Raw genomic sequence first — 9,456 nt, 5'->3', positions numbered from 1 at the left:
AAATAGCCGAAACCCTCCCCGGCTCTCTCCCAGAGTGAGAGGGGGCCAGAGAGGGATTTTTATACTTGATTAACAGCTTCAAAGTTTCTACATGTGGCGCATTTCAGCTTCCAGCATTCGGACTAAATTTTCATCTCCTTTGGCTCTAGCTACCTCAAGTCTATATTCCAGACGTTTTTGGATGTTAGCGCGATGGGTTTGGGATAGCTGGTTGACTTCTTGTCTAAAATTTTTGTTCATGATCAGGGGTTTTGATGTCAAGTTTATAGTTTAATCTTGCCTCCTCTCCTATTATATCGCCATAAAACAGAGAATAAGCGATCGCCTCCCGAAAAATTTAATGTTTCGTAACCTAGGACACAGTTTCTGAACTGAAAAAATGTGTGACACAGAGCATGGGCTATGAACAAGAGGCGATGGGGCCAGCTCGCCGCACTACGATCGCCTGATAATCTGCTAGTTGAGGAGTTGGATAAATCGGCTGGTATCGAATTTTTCCGCCATAATTTGGGTGATACACTCAACCTTAGCCTGATCATGGATACGGACGTGACCAAAAGCGAGATCGATGCTTTCCACAGTGGTGAGGGTATCGAGGTCAACACACAAAATCGGAATCTCCAACTCTTCAGCGCGGGTAATCACAATTTCAGCCGGGGGAAGTTGACCGGTGAGAATCAAGCAATGGGTAGACTGTTCCAAAGCCGCCATTTGAATATCAGTGCGATCGCCGCCTGTCACCACCGCCATATTATGTGACTGGCTAAAATACTTCATGGCGGAACTAACATTCATCGCCCCCACACTGAGAGTTTCCACAATCAAATCCAAACGTTCCTGACCACAAACCACCTGGGCTTCAAGCTGCGTCACCAATTCCCCCACCGTGACACTACGAAGCAGCGCATTTCTAGGAAGGATACCCAAAACCGGAATCCCCACACTCTCGAGAAAAGGCTTAATCTCAGTTTCCACCTTAGAAACCTGTTTGTCGGTGACATCATTAATCACAATTCCGATTAAGCGCGTACCCAAACGTTCTTTCGCCGATAGTACCTCATCCAAGAGACTATGGGAGTGATAACGAACCACCAACATAACCGCCGTATCCAAAACCTCAGCCATTCGGGGTACAGATAAATTAAACAGACTCCCTTCCTGCAAGGTGCGGGGACCCTCGAGTAAAACCAAATCCCCAACCTTATGGTGGTGATAGTTAGTCAAAGCCTGGTGATAATAATTGAGATCTTGATGATATAGATGTTTATCAATTGTTGCCTGATCAATCATTAAAATAGGCGATCGCATATAAACTTCCGAAAGCCCCAAAGTTTTAGCAATAAACTCACAATCAGCATCAACTTGATGATCACAATCATCATCAAAATCAGTTCCCAAAGGTTTCCCGTAACCAATATCAAACCCCAGATTCTGCAATTGAGGAACTAAACCGAGGGCGACAGCAGACTTACCACTAGAAGGCTCAATTGATCCAATTAATACATACTTGACGGGTTTAGCCACACCAGCAACTCCTAAACTTATAAAATCAGATTTAATTTTGACACTGTAGCGCACAGATGTTGTGCATAACCAACACCCCCACTAGACTCACTCCCTTAACTTGAGTCCAGCTATTTCATTCCATGTGTAGCAATTTTTTATAAAATTCCTGAGAAAAATCAATCACATGATGATGCTTGAAGCTGTAGACCACCTGAATCAAATGCTTCATAAACTCATAATTGGGCATCATCACTTCATAAGTTAGATCAGCATTATGCTCAAACATCACCCGACATCGAGTAAGGTCAGCCGGAAGCATAGAAGTATTCCAGGTGGCCACAAAAGGAATATCCTCACCCCCCTCGATTTTCCGTGCCCCCTCCAAACTCTTGTGTTGGTAAAGGCTCATAGACCAAGGCAAATATCGCCGTCTCTTTTCATCATAATAGGGTAGATAAACCACCAAGTCCCGTTTTTCAGCCTGTTTGAGGTCTTTGAGAATAGCAGCCGAATCACTCATAATTAAATTCCTGCTCATTGTATCACTCCATCTTAGCGGTTCTGGGAAACTCGGTATAGAGGTTAAGACTGTAGGGGTTAAGGACAATTGATTATGATCGTTGTCCCCCCCATCGGGCCAACAACCTGGTCTGGCAATTATTCCCTGGGGAGCAAATTCTTGGATCAATGGCTGCAAAAAGGTGAAATACTGCACAATGATAGAGAACAATTAAAGTCACACTTATCGATGCCAGAGAAATCTTGGCTGAACCATCAGCGTCAACATCAAACCAGTAGAGGTGCAACGGAGTTATTGGATATGCACCATAACCATCGTGATTCGGGAGTTACAGACTCCAGTAGTCAAAATTATAGATTCCCTCCGGGGATTAGGCGTTTTCGTCTTCTTTCCCGTCGACAGGGATTAGGGGGTTCCCAACCCCGGAAACCTAATCAAGCTAATAAACTTCATATCCCCCCAGAATTTTATCAGAATCGGCGAGGCAAAGCAGCAGTCGCCCTAGCTCTGATTTGGAGTCTGACGATTATCGGGCACTTGATTCCCTGGGGATATTGGTTAATTCTGGGATTAACTGGGTTATTAGTAATTCAAGCTATCCGCATTGTGTTTGCCGCTCCCGGTGGGTTAGATATTAACCCCGAACTCACGCCAGAAGAACTACCCTTTGTCTCCCTACTGGTAGCGGCGAAAAATGAAGAAGCTGTGATTGGCAATTTAGTCCAGAATCTATGCAATCTCAACTATCCTAGTCATTGCTATGAACTGTGGGTGATTGATGATAATAGTAGCGATCGCACTCCCATAGTTCTCCAGGAATTAGCCCAAGAGTATCAACAACTGCACATTCTGCACCGAGACGAAAACGCTACTGGTGGTAAATCCGGCGCACTCAATCAAGCCCTACCTCTTACCCGTGGCACAATATTAGGGGTTTTTGATGCCGATGCTCAAGTGGCTCCAGATCTCCTACAAAAGGTGCTTCCCAAATTTGAGGCTGAACAAGTCGGAGCCGTTCAACTCCAAAAAGCGATCGCCAATAGTAACTTCAACTTGTTAACCCGTTGTCAATCGGCAGAGATGGCCTTAGATGCCTTTTTCCAGAAACAGCGAGTGGCTGTAGGCGGTATTGGAGAACTGCGGGGAAATGGGGAGTTTATTCGTCGCGCCGCCCTAGAAAGCTGCGGTGGATGGTGTGAAGAAACCATTACCGATGATCTCGATTTAACCATTCGTCTGCACCTAGACCATTGGGATATCGAATTTCTGGATACCTCCGTCGTCTTGGAAGAAGGAGTTACCAATTGGGTTGCTCTCTGGCATCAGCGGAACCGATGGGCCGAGGGAGGATATCAAAGATATCTCGACTATGGCAAATTCATCATCACTAACCGTATGGGAGTTGGCAAAACCTTTGATTTATTCGGGTTTTTGCTTACCCAGTACATTCTATCCATAGCTGCCATTCCCGCTTTACTCCTGTCATTTATTCTCCGCCGCCCCCCCATTACCAGCCCCCTGACTCTCTTGGCAGTTAGTTTGTCGCTGATCGGAATGTTTATCGGCTTGCGGCGTACTGTTAGCGGTGGAAATGTGGCATCCCACAAAACCAATTCACCTGATAACTTAACCACAGATGGCGATCGCCAATATTATCCCCCACTTTCTTACATGACTACATTGTTCCAAACCCTGCGTGGTACCGTGTATATGTTTCATTGGTTCATTGTTGTTGCCAGTGCCACAGCCCGGATCAGTGTGCGTCCCAAACGCCTGAAATGGGTCAAGACGGTTCATCAAGGAACCCCTACCCTCAAGAATCATCAATGAGGAAACACCCATGGATTTGCTAGAGTACCACGCTAAAACCCTATTTCGTCAGATGGCAATTCCCGTATTGCCTTCCCAGAGAATTGATTTCGCCCATGACCTCAAAGGATTAACCATTCCCTATCCCGTAGTTCTCAAATCCCAAGTGCGGGCTGGGGGACGGGGAAAAGCTGGTGGTATCAAGTTTGTGGAAAATACCATTGATGCAGTGGCTGCCGCTCAATGTATTTTTAATTTGGCTATTCAAGATGAATATCCCCAAGTCCTACTGGCTGAAGCTAAATATGATGCCGATCAGGAAGTATATCTGGCGGTGATTCTTGATCCGGTGACTCGCCGCCCCCTATTATTAGGCTCTGTGCAGGGGGGGGTTAACGTTGAGGCTACCATGTTCCATATTCAAAAGGTCGTGGTGGATCAAGAATTTTCCCCTTTTTATGCTCGCCGTCTGATGGTCAAAATGGGATTACAAGAACACCTGATCTTATCTGTCAGTAACATTTTAGAGAAAATGTATCGGCTATTTGTCGAGAAAGACTTAGATTTGGTGGAAATTAACCCCCTGGGAATTAGTTCTACAGGGGAGTTAATGGCTCTTGATGGGAAGGTGGTCGCTAATAATCAGGCCTTGGAGAGACACCCGGATTTAGTTATGTTGGTTCATGAACAATGTTCAGATCCTGCCACCATTGAGCCAACGGATTTACCCACCAATCAACCCAATTTTGTCAAACTTGACGGCAATATTGGTATCATCTGCAATGGGGCTGCTTTAACTATGACTACCCTAGATCAGATCATAGCCACTAAGGGAAAGCCGGCTAATTTCCTTAACTTGGGAGGAGAAGATCATTTTGAGGTGACAGAAACACTGTTGCAGAATTTATCGGACGGATTAACATCGGTGATGGCATCCGATCGCATTAAAGTCGTGATGATTAACTGGCTGGGACACCAGACTACTGCTGATCAAATCGCTGAGGCGATCGCCAACTTTTTACAGCGCCAAAAGACTATCGAGACTCTCCCTCATTTTGTCCTTCGTTTGACCGTGACTGAACTTGAGAGTACCCTAGCTAAATTTGCTGGATTACCTGTAGAAATTGTGGCAACTTTGGATGAAGCGGTTAAACGAACCGTGGCTTTATCTCGGTAGGTGCGGGTTCATCAATAACTTAACCCGCCCGTAGATGGCATGGTTTGTGATTAATTATAGCTTGAAAAAATATGAATTTAACTCCAGATAGTAAAGTCATAATTCAGGGGTTGAGGGATTCCGACCCTTCCCTAAAAGTAGCTCTCAATATGAAAGCATATAGCACTAATATCGTCGCCTGTGTCAGCGCCGGAAGAGGTGGGGAGATCATCCATCAAATCCCCGTTTATGACCTAGTAGAACAAGCTCAGGCAGCCGTTGGACCTGTCGATACTAGCGTCATTTTAGTTCACCCCTATCATGTTCTTGATGCTGCGTTGGAGGCTATTGATGCCGGAATTAGACAGCTTGTAATTGTGACTGAAGGAATGCCACCCCTCGATATGGTGCGTTTGGTCAGAAAGGCAGAAGCTACCGAAACTTTAGTTGTCGGTCCTAATTGTCCGGGTATTATTGTCCCCGGTAAACTGTTATTGGGAACTCATCCTCCCCAATTTTATACCCCCGGTTCTATCGGCTTAATTAGTCGCAGTAGTACCCTCACTTATGAAGTCGCTCAAGCCTTGACTGATGCCCAATTGGGGCAGTCTCTTAGCGTCTGTATTGGTAGTGATTTAATTGTCGGTTCCTCCTTTATTCAATGGCTACAGATTTTAGATGAAGATGACCATACAGATGCCATTGTTTTAGTGGGAGAAATTGGCGGCTCTAGTGAAGAAGAAGCAGCCTCTTATATTGCCGAAACTATTGATAAACCAGTGGTGGCTTATATCACAGGTCTTCATGCTCCCAAAGCTCAATTGATTAGTCATGCTAGTACAATTATTACTTCTAAATTTACCCAAGACCTTCACCCAGGGACGGCTCAAAGTAAAATTTCGGTATTTGAAAAAGCTAAAATTCCCGTGGCTTCTAGTCCCTCTCAAATTCCCGAACTGTTGAAAAAGTGCCTCAAAAAAACTCGCTCCCATAAGTAAATCTCAAACCGCTTTAGGATGATGTATAATAGGGAAAAATTCAACTTTTAACTAGCAATTGAATGGCTGCTAATCCTCAAAAAATTATCTTATGGTATCGGAATGATCTGCGGTTACATGACCATGAACCACTAGATTTAGCTACCTCAACTCAAGGGCAAATTATCCCCCTTTACTGTTTTGACCCCAGACAGTTTGCCAAAACTTCCTTTGGTTTTCCTAAAACGGGGGGATTTCGGGGTAAATTCCTGTTAGAAAGTGTCGCAGATTTGCGCCATAATTTCCAAAAAATTGGCAGTAACTTATTGGTGAGAATAGGTGAGCCAGAAAGGGTTATATTTGACCTGGTTAAACAATTAAATATTGATGCTGTTTATTATCATAAGGAAGTCACCGCCGAAGAATTAGCAGTAGAAACCGCCCTAGAGAAAGCCTTGACCCCCCTGGGAGTTGAGGTAAAATCTTTCTGGGGAGCCACATTATATCATCTGAAAGAGTTACTGTTTCCCATTGAAAAACTGCCGGAACTTTTTACCAACTTCCGTAAACAGGTCGAGCAAAAATCATTTATTTATCCCCCATATACTCCCCCTAATCAATTACCACAATTCCCAGATATTGAACCCGGAGAAATCCCGACCTTGACCGAACTTGGTATCACACCAGCACCCTTTGATGAGCGGTCTGTCTTAGATTTTGCAGGTGGAGAAACAGCGGGTTTAAGCCGGTTAAATGATTATTTTTGGCGGCGAGATTGTCTGAAAAACTATAAACAAACCCGTAATGGAATGTTAGGGTCGGATTATTCGTCGAAATTTTCTCCCTGGTTAGCTAATGGCTGTCTATCGCCCCGCTGGATTTATCAACAAGTGCAGGATTATCAACACCAACGAGTTAAAAATGATTCGACATATTGGCTAGTATTTGAATTATTATGGCGGGATTATTTCCGGTTTATTTGTCTAAAACATGGCCGAAAGGTGTTCTATAAGTCTGGTTTACAGGGTGTCAAAATTCCCTGGGGAGAAAATTGGGAACAGTGGCAGATTTGGTGTCAGGGACTGACGGGGTTTCCCCTGGTAGATGCGAATATGCGAGAGTTGGCGGCGACGGGGTTTATGTCGAATCGGGGACGGCAAAATGTGGCGAGTTTTTTAACTAAGAATTTGGGCATAAATTGGCAAATGGGGGCGGAGTGGTTTGAGTCTGTCCTGATTGATTATGATGTTTGTAGTAATTGGGGTAATTGGAATTATACGGCGGGGGTGGGTAATGATGGGAGGGGATTTCGCTATTTTAATATAGCTAAACAGTCCCAGGATTATGACCCAATGGGGGATTATGTGAAACATTGGCTACCAGAATTAGCGTCTATTCCTGATGGTAGGATTCACTCTCCCTGGCGTTTATCTAATCAAGAACAGATCAGGTTTGGGGTGCGTTTGGGGGTGGATTATCCCTATCCTATGGTGGATCTGCAAGAGTCGGTAGAAGCTAATCGCCGGATTTATGAGAAAGCCTTACGGATGACCTGAAATGGCTATGGGATTGGTGTTAATTATAAAAAGTTAAAACGGAGGATATACAGTCGGTGAGTTGTGATTGCTGTGAAATAGTGAGGTTGTCGAAGTCTCCCCAAAAGTTGCGCCTGTTGGGGATAGCTTTAATTTCGATCCTGGGTTTTGCTGGGGTTGAAGCAGTGGTGGGATGGGTTAGTCATAGTATGGCTTTGACGGCTGATTCTGGTCACATGGTGGCGGATGGGTTGACGATCGCCTTAGCGATTTTGTCGGCTTCTGTGGCGCGACGTTATCGGGGAATTGAGGTCTGGGCGGCTTTGTTGAATGGGGTGGGACTTTTGGTAATGGCGATCGCCATTGGTGTCGAGGCGATCCGACATTTACAAAATCCCCCGGAAACCATTTTGAGTTTACCTATGTTGATAGTTGCGATCATTGGTTTGGGGGTCAATGGCTTTAATATCATGCTGTTGCATCGAGATGTTCAACAGGACCTGAATATGCGGGGGGTTTTGCTTCATATCTTAGCTGATACCCTCAGTTCTGTTGGTGCTATTGTGGCGGCGATCGCTATTTGGTTAACAGATTGTACATGGGCTGATGGTGCCGTCGGTTTGGGCGTGTCCGTGTTGGTCGGTTTGGGATCACTACCTGTGATCCGCCACAGTTTGGCGATTTTGTTAAATATATCTCCTGTCGCCGTAGATAAGGAGTTAGTCCGAGAGGCGATCGCCAACTTTCCCGGAATTGTCGCCGTCGAAGATTTGGTCATAGTAGCGATCGCACCAGGTTATTATGCCGTCGAAGCCACCCTAAAAATAGATATAGACCTAAAACAAGGCGATCGCCTACTCACCCAAATTCAGGCTACCCTCAGCCAAAAATTCCGCATTGAGGATATTCGCTTCCAACTAGATCAGGTATTATCTCCCCCCAAACTCGGTTTCTTACAAATAGGACAGACCAGCCTCGCATCGATAATCAGCCCAGTCCAGGTAAATCAGCCCCTAGGAGTGAAATAAATGCAGATCCCTCTCGACAAACGTTTGCACCAGTAGCGATCGATCCAAATACTTATCAGAAAAATTGGGTTTTCAACCCCGTCCTTGTAGGACGACTTTCTGTGAAAATATTAGGGTAGTGCTAAAGAGGTAATGATGCCTTGTAGTGATGGATAAAATACCAAATGCCACCAATGTGATTCTGCAAACACTTGGAAAAGGACAAGGTCTTGGGTACTAAGCGAGACGCTCGTTGTCTCAAGGTATTGTTAAACCTTTCGATGTAGCTGGTCAAACCTGTATCCTTCCCAACCCCTTGATGACGTTTACTCGGTAGAACAGCCTCATAGGCTCCCCAGAAATCGGTATAAGCCACCGCACATTGGCGATATGGAGGCAATGACTCCCACAATTGGCGGGCTGCGGCTTCATCCCGTGCACCAATGTAAACACCGACAATCTCACGGATTTTTACGTCGAGAGCTAACCAAATCCACTGTTTGTTTCCTCAGGGTACGAAAAGACCACAATTCATCACATTGATATCGTTAACCTCCCCTTTTTTTTGCGCCTCACCTGGACTTGGCGGGGCACAGAGGCATATTTCTGATTGACGTAGTTTGGCAGCCAGGGCTCAGACACTTGGACCGCCCGTGCTATTCCGGCAAGAGGAATTCTCTCGAGCTGCAAACGGTCAATCAGAGACCGTGTTTCTTGGTCAATCACCTTTTGGGTGGGGGTGTTCAACAAACTGTCGTCCACAATCACGACACTTGAACCGTTGTTTGTCGTTGTGAATCCGTCCATTTTTGACGGTGTGGGTAGATGTATAGCATTAGTCAAGGTGGTTAGGACGCAGCTGGGAGAACGGAGTACATGGCATCATCGAGAGAATCCAACTGCTCACGTGCAATGGCGAATGCGGGCTTTCAACCACGACCAACAT

8 protein-coding genes and 1 pseudogene are annotated in these 9,456 nt (G+C 45.3%); 5 read left to right on the top strand and 4 right to left on the bottom strand.

All coding sequences use genetic code 11. The annotated features are described in order from the left end of the window. Positions 1-87 precede the first annotated feature (87 nt). From B9T16_RS22185 to ebsA, 3 genes are all read right to left on the bottom strand, one after another. Positions 88-240: a hypothetical protein gene (locus tag B9T16_RS22185; protein ID WP_410245787.1), complete on the bottom strand. Its 153-nt coding sequence runs from the start codon at positions 238-240 to the stop codon at positions 88-90. 216 nt (positions 241-456) lie between these two features. Then, a complete protein-coding gene (locus tag B9T16_RS22180; protein ID WP_410245786.1) occupies positions 457-1,524 on the bottom strand; it encodes a phosphotransacetylase family protein in 1,068 nt (355 codons plus the stop codon). Positions 1,525-1,639: 115 nt separating this feature from the next. Continuing rightward, the gene (gene ebsA, locus B9T16_RS22175; protein WP_006621404.1) at positions 1,640-2,026 is read right to left on the bottom strand and encodes a type IV pilus biogenesis protein EbsA; all 387 of its coding nucleotides are present in this window, start codon (positions 2,024-2,026) and stop codon (positions 1,640-1,642) included. A 228-nt stretch (positions 2,027-2,254) separates the two neighbouring features. Between ebsA and B9T16_RS22170 the strand changes: the two genes are divergently transcribed. The 5 genes from B9T16_RS22170 (at position 2,255) to B9T16_RS22150 (ending at position 8,531) form a co-directional block, all read left to right on the top strand. After that, positions 2,255-3,856 carry a glycosyltransferase gene (locus B9T16_RS22170; RefSeq protein ID WP_410245785.1) on the top strand — a complete coding sequence of 534 codons (1,602 nt, stop codon included), beginning with the start codon at positions 2,255-2,257 and terminating at the stop codon, positions 3,854-3,856. A 10-nt stretch (positions 3,857-3,866) separates the two neighbouring features. Next, positions 3,867-5,012 carry an ATP-grasp domain-containing protein gene (locus B9T16_RS22165; protein WP_410245784.1) on the top strand — a complete coding sequence of 382 codons (1,146 nt, stop codon included), beginning with the start codon at positions 3,867-3,869 and terminating at the stop codon, positions 5,010-5,012. A 71-nt stretch (positions 5,013-5,083) separates the two neighbouring features. Continuing rightward, on the top strand, positions 5,084-5,989 hold the full coding sequence (locus B9T16_RS22160) for a succinate--CoA ligase subunit alpha (protein ID WP_410245783.1): 906 nt from the start codon (positions 5,084-5,086) through the stop codon (positions 5,987-5,989). 62 nt (positions 5,990-6,051) lie between these two features. Continuing rightward, positions 6,052-7,524 carry a DASH family cryptochrome gene (locus B9T16_RS22155; RefSeq protein WP_410245782.1) on the top strand — a complete coding sequence of 491 codons (1,473 nt, stop codon included), beginning with the start codon at positions 6,052-6,054 and terminating at the stop codon, positions 7,522-7,524. Between the two features lie 80 nt (positions 7,525-7,604). Then, positions 7,605-8,531, top strand: a complete 927-nt coding sequence (locus tag B9T16_RS22150) for a cation diffusion facilitator family transporter (protein WP_410245788.1) — start codon at positions 7,605-7,607, stop codon at positions 8,529-8,531. 121 nt (positions 8,532-8,652) lie between these two features. On the opposite strand, the pseudogene B9T16_RS22145 reads toward B9T16_RS22150, so the two are convergent. Then, positions 8,653-9,309, bottom strand: a pseudogene (locus B9T16_RS22145) (IS1 family transposase). Between the last annotated feature and the right edge of the window lie 147 nt (positions 9,310-9,456).

This window comes from Arthrospira sp. PCC 8006, assembly GCF_046480465.1.
Taxonomy (GTDB): domain Bacteria; phylum Cyanobacteriota; class Cyanobacteriia; order Cyanobacteriales; family Microcoleaceae; genus Limnospira; species Limnospira platensis.
The sequence above is the reverse complement of the archived record's forward strand: the minus strand, read 5'-3'. Positions and strand labels throughout refer to the sequence as shown.

Coding starts and splice junctions, on each gene's coding strand:
- B9T16_RS22170 (WP_410245785.1), top strand. CDS start 2,255: ATGCCAGAGAAATCTTGGCTGAACCATCAGCGTCAACATCAAACCAGT.
- B9T16_RS22165 (WP_410245784.1), top strand. CDS start 3,867: ATGGATTTGCTAGAGTACCACGCTAAAACCCTATTTCGTCAGATGGCA.
- B9T16_RS22185 (WP_410245787.1), bottom strand. CDS start 240: ATGAACAAAAATTTTAGACAAGAAGTCAACCAGCTATCCCAAACCCAT.
- ebsA (WP_006621404.1), bottom strand. CDS start 2,026: ATGAGTGATTCGGCTGCTATTCTCAAAGACCTCAAACAGGCTGAAAAA.
- B9T16_RS22160 (WP_410245783.1), top strand. CDS start 5,084: ATGAATTTAACTCCAGATAGTAAAGTCATAATTCAGGGGTTGAGGGAT.
- B9T16_RS22155 (WP_410245782.1), top strand. CDS start 6,052: ATGGCTGCTAATCCTCAAAAAATTATCTTATGGTATCGGAATGATCTG.